The sequence below is a fragment of the Aestuariibaculum lutulentum genome (assembly GCF_032926325.1).
GTDB lineage: Bacteria > Bacteroidota > Bacteroidia > Flavobacteriales > Flavobacteriaceae > Aestuariibaculum > Aestuariibaculum lutulentum.
The window spans coordinates 2,104,980-2,121,060 of the sequence record NZ_CP136709.1 but is presented as its reverse complement, the minus strand read 5'-3'; the positions used below and the strand labels follow the sequence as shown (position 1 = coordinate 2,121,060).

The following is a 16,081-nucleotide window of genomic DNA, read 5'->3' as shown; positions in this document are numbered from 1 at the left end:
TATATTTTTTTGCGTACCTTAGACTAGCCTCAACCAAAACCAGAACCACCTCTTTTCGAATTAATTAGCAGCAATCTATAAGTTTCATTATTTAATTTAATGTCTATGAGTCATGTTAATTCTGAAGAGTTACACTTCAAAACCATTTTTTCGTTCAGATCCTTATCCTTAACCCTTTTAGGTGTTTGTTTTGCGGTATTTGCCATAAAAGGTTTTATGATACCCAATCATTTTCTGGATGGTGGTCTTTTAGGTATTTCCATTTTAATTCATGAGTTCTATCACATTAGTGTGAGTATACCTCTGGTTTTACTTAATCTTCCTTTTGTGTATATAGGCTATTTAAAAATTAGCAAAAATTTTGCAGCCAGCTCATTTATTGCTGTTATTCTATTAGGACTTATGATGCACATTTTACCTGTACCGGAAGTCACTAACGACCATTTTTTAACCGCAATATTTGGTGGTGTTTTTGTTGGATTAGGTATTGGATTTGTTATCCGCGGAGGCGGTGTAATAGACGGACTTGAAGTTATTGCCGCTTACACCAACAAAAATATTGGACTATCTACCGCTGAAATTATTATGACAATTAATACAACCTTATTTTTAATCATTGCCTTCTATTTAGGCATCGAAAAAGCCATGTATTCTATTGTCACATTTTATACGGCACTAAAAACATCTGATTATGTCGTTGACGGATTTGAAAAACTTATTTCCTTAACCATAATAGCCCCAGACTCTGAAAAGGTAAAATCGTTAATAGTTAACGATTTTAAAAAGGCAGTTACCGTATACAAAGGCGAACGCGGTAACTTACCTGGGTCTTACGGTATAAAACAAGACTGCGATATTATTGTTGCCGTAGTCACCAGAATTGAGGTGCATAAAATAAAAAAAGCGATTAGCAAAGCAGACCCAAAAGCCTTTATGTATGTGCAAAATATTAATGAAGTTGGAGGCGGTATTGTAAGCAAACGAAGCAACCACTAAAACCATTCATTTTTAATATTTTAATTAAAAAATAACGCCAGAGGTTCGATTCGTTTCTTGTTCGGGTTTTGTTCGAGTTTCGTCCGAGATTTGTTGAGTTATAAAAACAGGGGCATTTTCATGTATTTTATCAAAAAGTATCGCTAGACGAACAACCTCACAACTTAACTCATATTAAACCAAAGTATTAGTCTTTCCATTCAATTTTAATTCACCTAAGTTATCTAAATATTAAAATTCGAAAAGATGTAAGAAAAAGTGAAGATAATTCACTAAATTTAAGACAGAATATGTTAAACCTAAACCTTTTACAATGAAATATTTATTTATACTATTCTTTTTAGTTTCTGTTGCTACACAGGCTCAAAACGACAACTGGAAAAAATTAGCAGAAAAAACTGTTGCTTTTCAAAATGAAAAAGATAAAGTCTCACTTTCAGGCTCAGAAAAAGACATTACCAAAGTAAAAATAACCTGTACGCAGGGTACTCTGGAATTAAAAAGTGTAACCATTGTTATGGAAAATGGTGAAAAAAAGGAATATGATGCCAAAGGCCTTGGGGTTTTAACCAATGGTATGTCCTCTGTACCTTACGCCGTACCAAGTAAAGGCGATAAAGTAAAATACTTAGAAATGGAATACGACACCAAAGGAAAAGTTTTACTTACCAAAAGAGCCAAAGTCGAAGTTTGGGGTAAAAAAGGAAAAGATTAAAACATAATTAAAAGCCAGATTTTATAAACATTAAAGTGAAATCTGGCTTTTTTGTCTCTATACCTAAAGCATTTTAACAAAACATTTTATGAAAAAACTCTTAACCCTTTTCAGCCTTTTTGCTGTTTGCTTTTCTCAGGCACAGACAAAAAGTATAGACTCTACAGCTGTTTACATTCTGGATAAAATGGCAGACATCATCGGTAGTCTTGAATCTGTAAAATTCGATATTAATACAGCAACAGATAAACTAGACCATGATGGTAATTTAAGCACTTATTATGCAATGAGCCATATAGCTATGACAGGTCCTGATAAATTCACCTCAACAACTACCGGTGACTCAGGTAATTTTGGATACTGGTATGATGGCGAATATGTTTCTTATTATTCATTAAGTGAAAATAATTACGTTACTCTTGAAGCACCAGACACCATTTTAACCATGATCGACTCCATGCATACCGCATTCGATTTTAAGTTTCCGGCAGCCGATTTTTTCTACCCATCATTTACAGATGATCTTATTGAAGATTTCAACACGATAAGCTATGAAGGACAACGCAGTATTGATGGCGAAAAATGTTTCTACATTACTGCAACAAATAATGAAAAACACATTCAGCTGTGGATAACAAGCAACACAACCATGTTACCAAAACGCCTGATTATTGTATACAAAAAAGAAGGCAACTTACAGTTTGAAACTAATTTCAACAACTGGGAGTTAAACCCAAATATTCCGGAAACCATATACAATTTCACCCCGCCACCGCATGCCAGTTTAATCAGTATTATGGCAAAATCCTAACCTTAAATAAACATAACTATGAAACTTATATTAAACAGCATTAAATACTTTTCAGCTACAGCCTTAATAGTTATTTTAAGCTTGGGAACCACCGAAAACTTAAACGCACAACGCTTAAAACATCCGGTGTCAAGAGGTGGCAATACAAGCATGGCTCATAAACCGGCAAGTCGCCCGGTAAGCAGACCCACTTCAGCAAACCGAAAAGTCACAACCCCAACAAACCGAGGCGGCTCCATAAATGGTGGTCATACCAAAGTGGTTAACAGAAACAATTTACCCAACCGAAATACAAACAACAAAACGACTATAAATAGAAACAAACCGACTACAAACAATAATAACAAACAGGTTATTAACAGAAATAAACCAACAAATAACAACAATAACAAACAAGTTATTAATCGAAATAAAAATACTTCAAATGTAAAAACGGTAAATCGAAGACCTGGAAATACCGGTGGTGGGCACAATAACATTAACATTAATAACAGTCATAACAATATTAACATCAATGTTAATAACAATCACCACAACCACAGAAACACTTATGTAAGACACAGCCATTCGCATTATTCGCGACCACCTTACATTTTTGGAGGTTTTAGATTTTACTGCCACAGACCATATTTCTACCACCCGTATCGCCCATACTACTGGGGTCCACACTGGCATCCATGGGGTTATTTTGTAACCACATTAGCCACAACAGCCATTATTGTTGCCATTATTGACGACAGCAATGATAATAACGAGGAATACCATTACGACAATGGCACGTACTATTTAAAAACCGAAGATGGTTTTGAAGCTGTTCAGGCACCAATTGGTGCTCAGGTACCTTCTATCCCTACCGAGGCCGAAAAAGTCACGGTTAACGAAACCAATAACTACTATTATGGCGGTGCTTTTTATGAACAAAATGCCGATGGTTATATTGTGGTACCTGCAACAGCCGGAACCATTGTACCAAACTTACCGGAAGGTGGTGAAGAAGTTAAAATTGGCGACCAGACCTTTGTACAGTTTGGAGATACGTATTACCAACCTATTCAGGTAGACGGTAAAGACATGTACGAAATCGTAGATGTGCTTGAAGACGAATAAAAACAACACTAAAACAATTAATGGGAACACCATAGCAACCATAGCAACGCTCTCTTTTAATGAGGGCGTTTTTTTTTGAAATATAAATTCCTTACTCTTTTTTTTTTGCACAGCAAGCAAGGGTTTACTACTTTTTGTGTGTTATTGATTAATAAACAATCAACTCAAATCCAAGAACTAAAACTTTTTGAGAATACACCTTTTATTAAATGAAACCATACAAACTTCTATCTTACACTTTATTATTATCCGTTTTAATATTTTCATGTAAAACTCCAAACACTTCTGAAAAGCCACTTGAAAACACCACACTCCACCCTCCATTAATGGGATGGGCATCGTGGAACAACTATCGCGTAAATATTAATGAAGATATTATTCTAGGGCAGGCTGATGCTTTAGTAAATCAAAAATTAAATGATTATGGTTACACGTACTTAAACATAGACGATGGTTATTTTGGAGGTCGAGATGAAAACGGGAAAATAAAATCTCATGAAACTCGTTTTCCCTCTGGCATGAAAGCCATGGCGGATTATATTCACTCCAAAGGATTAAAAGCAGGCATCTATTCTGATGCTGGCATTAACACCTGCGCCTCTTACTGGGACAAAGACACTATTGGTGTTGGCATGGGTTTATACGGTCATGATAAACAGGATTTAAACTTGTTTTTAAAAGAATGGGATTTCGATTTTATAAAAGTAGACTGGTGCGGCGGCGAATGGTTAGGACTTGATGAAGAATCGAGATATACTGAAATTGGTAAACTTGCTAAATCTATAAAACCTTCTGTAATTTATAATGTTTGCCGTTGGAAATTCCCTGGCAAATGGGTGACACAAGTCGCTAATTCCTGGCGAATAAATGGTGACTTAGCAGATACTTTTGAATCGGCTTTAAAAACCATCGACGCCAATGCCGATTTATGGCCTTACAGTTCCTACGGACATTATAACGATATGGATATGCTTCAGGTGGGACGTGGTATGACTTACGAGGAAGATAAAACTCAGTTCTCGATGTGGTGTTTAATGCATTCGCCTCTTTTGTTAGGAAATGACTTAACCGCACTATCGGAAGAAACCAAAGAAATCATAACCAACGAAGAACTTATTGAATTAAACCAAAGCACATTTGTTTACCAAGCCAGAAGAGTGATTGATTACGGCGAAACTGAAATCTGGGCAAAACCGGTAGCATCAACAATGAGTGGTATTGTAGCGGTTGCTTTATTAAACAGAACTAATGAGCAACAAGACATTAGCTTTAAGTTAAAAGATATTGGAATTGACGCTTCAGAAGGTTATAACACTAAAGATTTGTGGTCTAAAGCGGTTCAGCCAACTTCAAAAGAGTCTACTATAACTAAATCGGTTGCTCCTCACGGGGTTGTTGTTTTAAAAATTACAGGAACATCTGTTCCGTATAACGTTTTTCAATATAAAGACAAAAAACAAAACTAACAGACATAAAAAAGGCTTGGATAAACCAAGCCTTTTTTTAATATTTTCAAACTGAATATTAATTGCAGTTTACAATCACTTTTACCGATTGACTACTATCTGCCTGAACTTCGAAAGCCTTAGCTACTTCGTTCAAAGGGAAACGGTGCGTAATAATTGGTGTTACATCTACTTTACCACTTTCAACTAACGCGATAGCTTCAGCGAAATCTTCATCTGTATAGAATAAAGATCCTTGTACATTTAAACGTTTGTAAACAACCAAATTAGGGTTCAACGTTGTTTCTTTACTGTAAATAGCCAAAACCGTCATTTTCCCATCAGGAGCTAAAAGTTCTAAACATTGTGCAAACAAAGCACTCACTCCCGTACATTCGAAAACCGAAGTTAAATTCGGTAATTTCCCTGTATAATCAAGAGCATTAACCTCGCCATACTGCTCAACAATAAAATCTTTTAAATTCCCATCTTTTGTTGGATTAAACGTAAACTTAGCTCCTAATGTTTTAGCTAACTCAAGACGTTTTTCACTAATATCAGTCGCGATAATATTCTCAATACCTTTACTTTTCAAAGCAGCAATAGTTACTAAGCCAATGGTACCACAACCCGACACTAATACATTATCTGATGACGTTAAATGTGTTTTATTAATCGCTGCCAAACCAACGGTTAACGGCTCTAAAAGCGCGCCTTTTTCACTGTTAATTTTATCAGATATTTTAAGGATGTTTTTCCCTAACTGTGCCTGATCAATTTTTACTTGTCTAGCAAATCCGCCAGGAGCCAACCCTAAACCTACACCATTATACATCGGATTAACCACCACGCGATCGCCAACATTTAAGCCTTCGACATCTTTACCAACAGCTGTTAACTCTCCACTAAACTCATGTCCTAAAACAGAACCTGCTGGCACCAACCCTTCGTGGTAGATATGCAAATCTGTTCCGCAAATACCGGTTGCTCCTACTTTAATTATTACGCTATCGTCTGTTAAGTTTGGTAAATCTCTTTCTTCCACTTGTATATTATGGATACCCTGGAATACACCTGATGGATTATTTTCTTTCATCTTTTCTTCGCTATTTTTTAATCATTTTATACTTATAGTAAAGATACAACCTTTACAATAGTTGATTATAAGGATTTAACAAAATACAACACTGAAAATCGAAAATTTAACAACAGATTAAGAAATTTAAGACTTTGGTAATATTGACTTATTAATCTATTACATGTGGTGTTCGTCATGAGATTCAGCCGCGTTTTCTCCAGACTGATTCATCTCCATAGCATGGTCATACTGGCAACACCCCGGTAAATTTTTATAAGCTTCTTCGCTTCCTGCAACTTTTTCTGTATCGTATCCTGAAGCAGCAATAGCCTTATGAATGGCCATAGCATCGGTTTTTGAACCATCAAAAGCGACATCGATTTTCTTTTTGTTAACATCCCAATCTGCTTTAGCTACACCTTCAACAGCATTAACTGCTTTCTCAATAGTATTTTTACACATCCCGCAATTACCGCGAACACCAAAAGACAATTCGGTTAACGCAACATCTCCAGCCATTTCTGTTTGTGTTGATTCGGCTTCTCTCTTTGTTTCATTTTTGCAGCTTACTAAACCTAACACCGCAATAACTGCTACACTTAAAATTACTTTTTTCATGATTTTTAATTTATTTGATTATTCTATATTTTGTTTTACTTCTCCACAGGTTAACATGGCGTCTCCGAAATACGGATTTAAAATTTTATCTTCTTTGCTTAACCAATAGGCTCCGTTATTATCATTGGCCATTGGGCAAAACTCTAAAAAGACTTTTTCATTTATTCCGAAGGATTGAACAGCACTTATTAAGGCATCGGACAATCCTTTAAAATACTGTCTTTGCGCTTCAATGTTAGAAGAATTTAAAATAGACGCTGTATTATTTTCTATCGCTTTTAACTGAGACATCCATCGCATGTGAGCTTCATTTTCTTTCAACAATTTCATATCGACTTTCATCAGGCTTTTTTCTAAATTTTGAGATGCCTTAGATGCGGTTTCTGTATCTCCTGCAACCAAAGCATCTTTTAAAACAATATACTGGTGATACACAGATTTTAGCTGCGACTGAAAATCTTTAGACACTGTCAACCTATTTGTTTCCTGTTCCTCAGATTCCATCTTCATTTCTTTTGGATGGTTCATCATCGATTTTTTGCCTTGTAATTGCGCTGCAGCATCAACAGTAAAGGTGCCGTTAGTAACAATTTCATCACCTGCATTTAATCCTTCTAAAATTTCAAAAGTCTCTCCTAAACGATTTCCTAAAATCACTTCACGCATTTCGAAAACAGAGGCTGTTTGACTGGCTTTTAAGTACACTACTGAACGCTCTCCCGTCCACATCACAGCGGTAGCTGGAATGGTCAACATGTTTTCATGGTGTGCATTACCTCCTTTAATTTCAGCCTGAACAAACATCCCTGGTTTAAATTCTCCATCTGTATTTTTAAGAACCACACGTAAACTCACGGTTCTGGTATTGGCGTTAAGTACCGGATCTACAAAATCGACTTTACCATGAAATACTTTTCCCGGATAAGCTTTAGCTGTAACCTCAATAGGCTGTCCTTTTTTAAACCGTGATATTTGATTTTCATACACATCGAAATTAGCCCATACCGTGCCTAAATTGGCAATTTTTAAAAGTGGCTGACCTTGTTTAATATAATCACCCTCATTGATTAATTTTTGTGTTACCACACCCGAAACAGTTGCATACACAGGAAGATTTTCCTTAACCTTTCCGGTGGTTTCAATATTATTGATTTGACTATCGGAAAGTTTCCATAATTTCAATTTATTCCTCACAGCCTGATACAAATCCGGTTGCGATTCCTTCAACGAAAACGCTGTTAACAATTCCTGCTGAGCCGCGTACAATTCTGGAGAATACACTGTAGCCAACAATTGCCCCTTTTTAACAGCTTCCCCTGTAAAACTAATATTCAATTTTTCAATTCTACCGGAAACGAAACTTACCTGAACAGCATTTTCACTTTCATTTTCAGCAATTTTACCTGATAAATTAATACCATGTTCTTCGCCGGCCGCATTTCCAACCACGGTTGTTTGAATATTAGCCAAAGCCATGGCATTTTCGGTAAGTTTAAACTGATCAGCACTTAACCCCTCTGAACCGGCTTCTGCAGGAATTAAATCCATACCACAAATAGGACAATCTCCAGGTTCAGGCTGCATAATTTGTGGATGCATCGAGCAGGTCCACATTTGTGTTTCCGATATTTCAGGATCGTGAGCATGCTCTGTTTCCTGCATTGATTTCCCTCCAAATAATACCCAACCTAACAAAAGGCCAACACCTAAAATCGCTGCATAAATTATATATTTTTTCATCTGTTAATATTTTATTGTTTTTTAATTGTCAGATGGAATGCCCTAATTTTTACATTGGTTAATATACCATGATTGATTAATAGACATTTCATTATTTATATTTTTACTTTTCTTAATCTTAATGCATTTGTAATTACTGACACCGAACTAAAACTCATCGCCAAGGCAGCAATCATAGGTGATAATAATATCCCGAAAAACGGATATAAAACACCCGCAGCCACTGGTACACCAAGCGTGTTATAAATTAGAGCAAAAAACAGATTTTGTTTAATATTCTTCATTACCGCATGACTTAAATGCCTCGCTTTTACAATACCTTGTAAATCGCCTTTTACTAAGGTTATCATAGCGCTTTCAATAGCCACATCGGTTCCAGTTCCCATGGCAATTCCCACATTGCTTTTCGCCAACGCCGGTGCATCGTTAATACCATCGCCAGCAACAGCAACCGTTCTACCTTGTTTTTGAAGTTCTTCCACTTCTTTCAATTTGTCTTCAGGTAACATACCAGCTTTAAATTCGGAAAGATTTAACTCTTTAGCCACAGCTTGTGCCGTGTCGTGATTATCACCGGTAAGCATAATCACATCAATACCTTTACTTTGCAATTTCTTTATAGCCGCTTTACTGGTTTCTTTAATTTTATCACCAATAACCACATAACCTATAACCTCATTTTCAACAGCCAGGTAGGACACCGTTTTACCTTGTTTCTGATAAGTTTTAACTTCCTCTTCCATCTGCGAATTAATATCAGCTTTTAAATAACCCATCATTTTAGGATTTCCCAAAGCCACTTTATGGTCTCCAATAATAGCTTCAACACCTTTTCCAGTCACTGCATTAAATTGCTCCGATTGCAGAGTTTTAGTTTGATGCATCTTACCATACTTCACCGTTGCTTCAGCTAATGGATGTTCACTATTGGTGTTTAAGGATACAATATATTGCAACACCTCATTTTCCGTTAGGACTTCACTAAAAACACCAATTTTTTCCACGCTTGGTTTACCTTCTGTAATGGTTCCTGTTTTATCGATAATTAAAGCATCCACTTTATTCATCAACTCTAAGGCCTCGGCATTTTTAATAAGAACACCATGCTGTGCACCGCGACCAACACCAACCATAACCGACATAGGCGTTGCTAAGCCTAAGGCACAAGGACAGGCTATGATTAATACCGCAATCGCATTAACCAAAGCAAAAACGTAAGCAGGATCTGGTCCCCAAATAGCCCAAACGACAAATGTGATTACTGAAATAATAACCACAATAGGCACAAAATAAGCAGATACTTTATCGGCTAAATTCTGAATGGGTGCACGACTTCGGCTGGCATCATTCACCATATGAATAATTTGTGATAACAAGGTATCGCTACCAACTTTTTCAGCTTTCATTAAAAACGACTGATTACCATTAATTGTTCCACTACTAACCTTATCTCCTAGCTGTTTATCTACAGGAACAGGTTCTCCGGTGATCATCGACTCATCGACACTCGAGTTTCCTTTAACCAAAACGCCATCTACCGGAATTTTGTCACCGGGTTTTACTTTAAGAATATCGTTAATTTGAATGCTATCAATTCCAACCTCAACCTCCTCATCATCTATCATTTTAATGGCTTTATTTGGCGCCAGTTTCAATAATTCCTTTACAGCTGAATTGGTTTTACTATGTGCTCGCGCTTCCAACAACTGTCCTAAAAGTACCAACGTTAAAATAACAGTTGCCGCTTCGAAATACACGTGCACTGCTCCTGATTCAGTTTTAAACTGTGCTGGAAACATATCTGGTAACAGCATACCGACCACGCTAAATACCCAGGCCACACCGGCACCAATGCCGATTAAGGTAAACATATTTAGGTTCCACGTTTTAATACTTCTATAAGCACGCTCGAAAAACATCCACGCTGCATAGAACACTACAGGAACAGACAATACAAACTGCAACATGTTCCAGTATTTTTGTTCCATAATATCGTATAATGGATTATTATGAAGCATCTCGCTCATCGCTATTAGGAATATTGGCAAGGTAAACGCCGTGGCTATCCAAAACTTTTTCAACAGCGATTTATAGGTTTTCTCTTCAGCTGATGCTTCAGGTTTTAAGGGCACGAGGTCCATGCCGCAAATTGGGCAAGAACCGGCTTCATCTTTCACCACTTCAGGGTGCATAGGGCATGTCCACTGTTCTGACGTTGTTACCAACAAATTTTGTTCTTCAACTAAATCCATCCCGCAAACCGGACAATCCCCAGGTTTACCATAAGTTTTATCACCTTCGCAGTGCATCGGGCAATAAAATACCCCTGTTCCTTTACCTTTTGGTTTTTCCACTTTTTTGGGAGCCTCATGGTGGTGATGTCCCGGCATATGAATACTGTATCTGCCGCCATCATTTTTTAATGCTAGCTGCAACCTTTCAATAGGAATGTGGTTTTCCATCTCTATCGTTGCCTCAGCCTTTGCCAAATCTACCGATGCATTGGTAACGCCTTCCACTTTAGCAAGTGTGCTTTCAACATGACCGCGACAGCCATTACAAGTCATTCCGTGTATGTGATATGTATGTTTCATGATTTACTGAATTAAATAATTAATAATGGTGGATTGTATATAATAGGCTCGTACCGCTTCAATCTGATTCATTTGAAACTTTAACTGCAATTCCTGTATATCCAGAACATCGTTAAAATTTATAATGCCTGTTTCATAACTCTTAATGAGAATGCTTTCGGCGTCTTTGGCTTGCTTTAAATTTTTAGTCTGCGTATTGAAACTAATACGTGCCGAAGTTCTATCGTTTATAGCTTTATCCAGTGTGGTTTCTAGGGTATTGTAACGTTCCTGCTTTTGAAAAACAATTTCCTGCTGCTGCAATTCGTTTTGCCTGGTTTGCGATTTGTATTTTTTATTGAAAATTGGAATGGAAACAGAAACCATCGGCATAATAATATCCTTACCATTATCCGTAAAATCCATATCAGGGCGCTTTTCAACATTGATATAATCCAATCCGAAACCAATCATTGGGCTGCTTTCCTTTTGATTTAACAACTCCGATTGTTCAACCGAATGAAACAACTTATCGTACTTTATCAATTCAGGATGTAATTCCAATTGACCTAAAGTTTCATCAAAATCTGAACTTGGAATTTCTAAGTCCTGAACCACCTCAATTCTCGTATTCTTATCTCGATTCAACAATTTATTCAACTTGGTTTGCTCGGTTAAATATTGCTGAGTCAATACCTCTTTCAACTGCTGCAAATCATTTTGACGCATTTGCAATCTCAATACGCTTACCGCGGAAGCTTTACCTACTTCAACCGAAGTCAACGCCATCGTTTCATAAGTTTTTAAAAGACTTATATTTTCAGATAACACCTTTTGTTTCGCCTGATTGGTATACAATTCGTAGTACGATTGAGATACCGAAGCCATAAGTTTTCGTTTAGCAATCACGTAGTCTTCATATTTAGCATCGGCCATAGCTCCAGTGTAATTTTCTCTTGCCGTAATATTCCCAAACCAAGGCAACATCTGTTTTGCCGACACTTTAAATTTTTGCGCTCCTGTTCTGGTTTCCGGTTCACTAACAAAATATCCAACCCCAAATTCGGTGTTTGGAACGGTATTGACTTCATTAACCTTTTCGGAAGCGATTTGATATTGCGTATCGAATTTCTGCAGTTCCGGATTATTACCTACTGCTTCATTTATTAAGGTATTTAATTCTTGTGAATATCCATTCAGCATCGAGAATAAAGAACCTAGAATAAAGACCGCTTTTATATTGAATTTTATATTCATCTTCTTTTAGTTTTTAACTTTCATTTCTGCTTTCCAGCTGTATAATACAGGCACAACGAATAAGGTTATTAAAGCTATTAACATTCCGCCAAAACTTGGAATCGCCATAGGAATCATAATATCACTGCCACGACCCGTTGATGTTAACACCGGTAACAAAGCAAGAATAGTTGTTGCCGTGGTCATTAAACACGGTCTGATACGTTTTTCTCCGGCTTCAACAACCGATGCTCTGATTTCCTTTCTAGTTTCAGGTGTGTTTCTATCGAATGTTTGCGTTAAATAAGTCGCCATGACCACACCATCATCGGTTGCAATACCGAATAAAGCAATAAATCCAACCCAAACGGCCACGCTTAAATTGATTGGATGCATTTGGAATAAATCGCGAAGGTTTTCACCGAAGAATGACCAATTTAAAAACCAGCTTTGTCCGTATAACCAAATCATAATAAATCCTCCAGCAAAAGCCACTGCAATACCAGAAAACACCATAAGAGAAGTACCTACCGATCTAAACTGAAAATACAGAATTAAAAAGATAATCATTAGCGCAAGCGGCACCACCACCGATAAGGTTTTCTCTGCTCGCAACTGATTTTCATAACTTCCTGTAAATTGATAACTAATCCCTTTTGGCACTACTAAATGGCCTGAATCGATTTTCTCCTGAATGAGTTTCTGAGCACTTTCAACTACATTAACCTCAGCAAACCCATCCAGTTTATCTAATAACACATAACCTACCAAAAAGGTATCTTCACTTTTTATAACCTGCGGACCCTGTTCGTAACGAATGGTTGCCAGTTCACTAAGCGGCACCGGACTTCCTTTTTCTACAGGAATATACACCTGTTCTAAATCGGTTGGGTTGGCACGCAATTCTCTTGGATAACGCACCCGCACCCCATAGCGCTCACGTCCTTCAACCGTTTGTGTTAACACCATGCCACCAACGGCTACTTTCAACACATTTTGTACCTGTTCGATACTCACACCATATCGGGCAATTTTATCACGATCGATATCAATTAATAAATACGGTTTACCAACAATTCTATCGGCAAAAACAGCTTCTTGTTTAACTCCTTCAGCATGTTTTAATACATTTTCAAGTTCCATCCCAAAGGCTTCAATTTGTTTTAAATCTTGCCCTTTTACCTTAATCCCCATAGGTGCACGCATACCTGTTTGCAGCATGACCAATCGGGTTTCGATAGGCTGAAGTTTAGGTGCTGAAGTGACTCCCGGAAGCTTTGTTGCTTTTACAATTTCGTTCCAAATATCGTCCGGAGATTGAATTTCAGGACGCCAGTTACGGAAAAATTCGCCATCATCATCTGGAATGAGTTGTTCTTTTGCATTTACAGATTGCCACGCTTCGTGCTCTTCCGCCCGCAATGACGTTCCGTTTTTTAACATATAGGCTCCATCGTTATTTACCTTATAACGTTGGCGAACACCACTAACATTCAGCATATATTCAGGTTTGTACTGAATAATATTTTCGTACATCGACAATGGTGCCGGGTCTAAAGCCGATTCTGTTCTTCCTGCTTTACCAACTACAGTTTCTATTTCCGGAATATTTGCTACAGCCATATCCAGTTGCTGTAAAACGCGTTTATTTTCTTCAATTCCCGAGTGCGGCATCGACGTAGGCATCAATAAAAAGGAGCCTTCATTTAGCGATGGCATGAATTCTTTCCCTGTATTTTTCATGATAAAAAACCCTACCACAACAATCGCTGATGGAACAGACAAAAACATTACTTTATTATCTAGACACCAACGCAATATTCTGGTGTAATACATTCTGAAAAGTGTAAAAACACCCAACAACCCAAAACAAATAATAGCTACAAAAATGAGATTCCAAAAAATACTCCTATCTACCCCCAGTGGTCGCCAATATTCCGCCAAAAGAAAGACGATAACTAAAGCTGAAATAATAATATTCAAGCTGTTTTTCGAAAGAACAAACTGTTTATTTAATAGTGAAATACTGTATTCTTCCTTACCTAAATACAAACTCATTATAGCAACAGCCGCAAAACCTACAAGAACAAAACCTAACCAATACCCTTTAACGATTGCTAAAATACCAACAATAAACAGTATGATATTAACACCATAATTAAGTTTCTTTTTTATATCATGCTTTTTAAAGATGAATGCTGCAAACGGTGGAATTAAAAATAAAGCCACAATAATGGAAGCTGTTAAGGCAAATGTTTTTGTGAATGCTAAAGGACGGAATAATTTCCCTTCAGCACCTATCATCGTAAATACAGGAATAAAACTAATAATCGTTGTCATAACTGCTGTAACAATGGCTCCCGATACTTCGGCAGTTGCATTATAGACCACTGTATTTATAGAATGTGTTCCATCATTTTCATCAAGGTGCCGAATGATATTTTCAGAGAGGATCACGCCTACATCAACCATAGTTCCGATTGCAATAGCAATACCAGACAGCGCAACAATGTTCGCATCAACTCCAAAGAATTTCATAGCAATAAAGACCATTAGAACCGCCACAGGCAACAATCCTGAAATAAGTATGGAAGCGCGCAAATTGAAAACCATAACCACAATAACTAAAACAGTGATTAGGATTTCTAAAGTCAGTGCTTCATTTAAGGTACCTAAAGTTTCCTGAATAAGCTCCGAACGGTCGTAAAACGGCACAATTGTTACCTGAGATATTCTACCATCAATAAGCTCCTTCGATGGTAAGCCTGAACTTAACTCGTTTATTTTTTCCTTAACGTTGTTAATAACTTCCATTGGGTTCGCACCATATCGTGCCAAGACCACGCCGCCAACAACTTCGGCACCTTCCTTATCTAACATACCACGACGTGCAGCCGGACCCAACGATACTTTAGCAACGTCCTTAATTTTTATAGGCGTAAAATCTTTTGAAGTCACCACGGCGTCTTCGATATCGGCAATAGACTTCACATAGCCCAAACCACGCACTAAATATTCAGCTTGATTAATTTCTAAAGTCTGAGCTCCAATATCTCTGTTACTTTCTTTAACGGCTTTTACAAGCCGCTGTAATCCGATATTATATTGGCGCATTAATTCTGGATTAACATCCACCTGATATTCCTGAACATAACCCCCAATAGAAGCGACTTCGGAGACTCCACTCGCTGATGACAAGGCATATTTCACGTAATAATCCTGAATGCTTCTTAATTCCTGTAAATCCCAACCGGCGGTAACATTACCCTCCTGATCGCGACCTTCAAGCGTATACCAGAATATTTGCCCTAAACCAGTAGCATCAGGGCCTAAAGCCGGACTAACACCTTCTGGTAACAAACCGCTTGGTAAGGCGTTTAATTTCTCCAGAATACGACTTCGACTCCAGTAAAACTCAATATCTTCTTCAAAAATGATGTAGATACTTGAAAACCCAAACATAGACGAACTACGAATAGTTTTCACTCCGGGAATTCCCAATAAAGATGTGGTTAAAGGATAGGTAATCTGATCTTCAATATCCTGTGGCGAACGGCCGTCCCACTTGGTAAATACGATTTGTTGATTCTCTCCAATATCAGGTATAGCATCGACTGCAACTGGATTACTTGGCAAAAATCCTGTATTCCAGTTAAAAGGTGCATTTACTGTACCCCAACCTATAAAAAGGACGAGTAACAGAACGGCTACCAGTTTATTTTCTATTAAAAACTTAATGCTTTTATTCAGCATGGTTTTGAA

Annotated in this window: 11 protein-coding genes; 5 read left to right on the top strand and 6 right to left on the bottom strand. The window is 37.4% G+C overall.

Features of this window, described 5'->3' with window-relative positions; genetic code table 11:
* Positions 1-105: 105 nt before the first annotated feature.
* From R1X58_RS08990 to R1X58_RS08970, 5 genes are all read left to right on the top strand, one after another.
* Positions 106-996: a YitT family protein gene (locus R1X58_RS08990; RefSeq protein WP_240573515.1), complete on the top strand. Its 891-nt coding sequence runs from the start codon at positions 106-108 to the stop codon at positions 994-996.
* 313 nt (positions 997-1,309) lie between these two features.
* Positions 1,310-1,711 carry a hypothetical protein gene (locus R1X58_RS08985; RefSeq protein ID WP_240573516.1) on the top strand — a complete coding sequence of 134 codons (402 nt, stop codon included), beginning with the start codon at positions 1,310-1,312 and terminating at the stop codon, positions 1,709-1,711.
* 88 nt (positions 1,712-1,799) lie between these two features.
* Positions 1,800-2,522, top strand: a complete 723-nt coding sequence (locus tag R1X58_RS08980; RefSeq protein ID WP_240573517.1) for a DUF2092 domain-containing protein — start codon at positions 1,800-1,802, stop codon at positions 2,520-2,522.
* Between the two features lie 18 nt (positions 2,523-2,540).
* Complete coding sequence (locus R1X58_RS08975) at positions 2,541-3,629, top strand: DUF6515 family protein (RefSeq protein WP_240573518.1); 1,089 nt, start codon at positions 2,541-2,543, stop codon at positions 3,627-3,629.
* A 209-nt stretch (positions 3,630-3,838) separates the two neighbouring features.
* The gene (locus R1X58_RS08970) at positions 3,839-5,095 is read left to right on the top strand and encodes a glycoside hydrolase family 27 protein (protein ID WP_240573519.1); all 1,257 of its coding nucleotides are present in this window, start codon (positions 3,839-3,841) and stop codon (positions 5,093-5,095) included.
* 58 nt (positions 5,096-5,153) lie between these two features.
* On the opposite strand, the gene R1X58_RS08965 is transcribed toward R1X58_RS08970, so the two are convergent.
* From R1X58_RS08965 to R1X58_RS08940, 6 genes are all read right to left on the bottom strand, one after another.
* Complete coding sequence (locus R1X58_RS08965; RefSeq protein WP_240573520.1) at positions 5,154-6,170, bottom strand: zinc-dependent alcohol dehydrogenase; 1,017 nt, start codon at positions 6,168-6,170, stop codon at positions 5,154-5,156.
* A gap of 159 nt (positions 6,171-6,329) precedes the next feature.
* Positions 6,330-6,770, bottom strand: coding sequence for a heavy-metal-associated domain-containing protein (locus R1X58_RS08960; protein ID WP_240573521.1), 441 nt, complete (start codon positions 6,768-6,770; stop codon positions 6,330-6,332).
* A gap of 18 nt (positions 6,771-6,788) precedes the next feature.
* Entirely contained in the window at positions 6,789-8,510 is a 1,722-nt protein-coding gene (locus tag R1X58_RS08955) for an efflux RND transporter periplasmic adaptor subunit (RefSeq protein ID WP_240573522.1), read from the bottom strand.
* 95 nt (positions 8,511-8,605) lie between these two features.
* Positions 8,606-11,104, bottom strand: a complete 2,499-nt coding sequence (locus R1X58_RS08950; protein WP_240573523.1) for a heavy metal translocating P-type ATPase — start codon at positions 11,102-11,104, stop codon at positions 8,606-8,608.
* A gap of 3 nt (positions 11,105-11,107) precedes the next feature.
* Entirely contained in the window at positions 11,108-12,340 is a 1,233-nt protein-coding gene (locus R1X58_RS08945) for a TolC family protein (RefSeq protein ID WP_394804305.1), read from the bottom strand.
* 6 nt (positions 12,341-12,346) lie between these two features.
* Positions 12,347-16,072, bottom strand: coding sequence for an efflux RND transporter permease subunit (locus R1X58_RS08940; protein ID WP_240573524.1), 3,726 nt, complete (start codon positions 16,070-16,072; stop codon positions 12,347-12,349).
* Positions 16,073-16,081 lie beyond the last annotated feature (9 nt).

Coding starts and splice junctions, on each gene's coding strand:
- R1X58_RS08990 (WP_240573515.1), top strand. CDS start 106: ATGAGTCATGTTAATTCTGAAGAGTTACACTTCAAAACCATTTTTTCG.
- R1X58_RS08985 (WP_240573516.1), top strand. CDS start 1,310: ATGAAATATTTATTTATACTATTCTTTTTAGTTTCTGTTGCTACACAG.
- R1X58_RS08980 (WP_240573517.1), top strand. CDS start 1,800: ATGAAAAAACTCTTAACCCTTTTCAGCCTTTTTGCTGTTTGCTTTTCT.
- R1X58_RS08975 (WP_240573518.1), top strand. CDS start 2,541: ATGAAACTTATATTAAACAGCATTAAATACTTTTCAGCTACAGCCTTA.
- R1X58_RS08970 (WP_240573519.1), top strand. CDS start 3,839: ATGAAACCATACAAACTTCTATCTTACACTTTATTATTATCCGTTTTA.
- R1X58_RS08965 (WP_240573520.1), bottom strand. CDS start 6,170: ATGAAAGAAAATAATCCATCAGGTGTATTCCAGGGTATCCATAATATA.
- R1X58_RS08960 (WP_240573521.1), bottom strand. CDS start 6,770: ATGAAAAAAGTAATTTTAAGTGTAGCAGTTATTGCGGTGTTAGGTTTA.
- R1X58_RS08955 (WP_240573522.1), bottom strand. CDS start 8,510: ATGAAAAAATATATAATTTATGCAGCGATTTTAGGTGTTGGCCTTTTG.
- R1X58_RS08950 (WP_240573523.1), bottom strand. CDS start 11,104: ATGAAACATACATATCACATACACGGAATGACTTGTAATGGCTGTCGC.
- R1X58_RS08945 (WP_394804305.1), bottom strand. CDS start 12,340: ATGAATATAAAATTCAATATAAAAGCGGTCTTTATTCTAGGTTCTTTA.
- R1X58_RS08940 (WP_240573524.1), bottom strand. CDS start 16,072: ATGCTGAATAAAAGCATTAAGTTTTTAATAGAAAATAAACTGGTAGCC.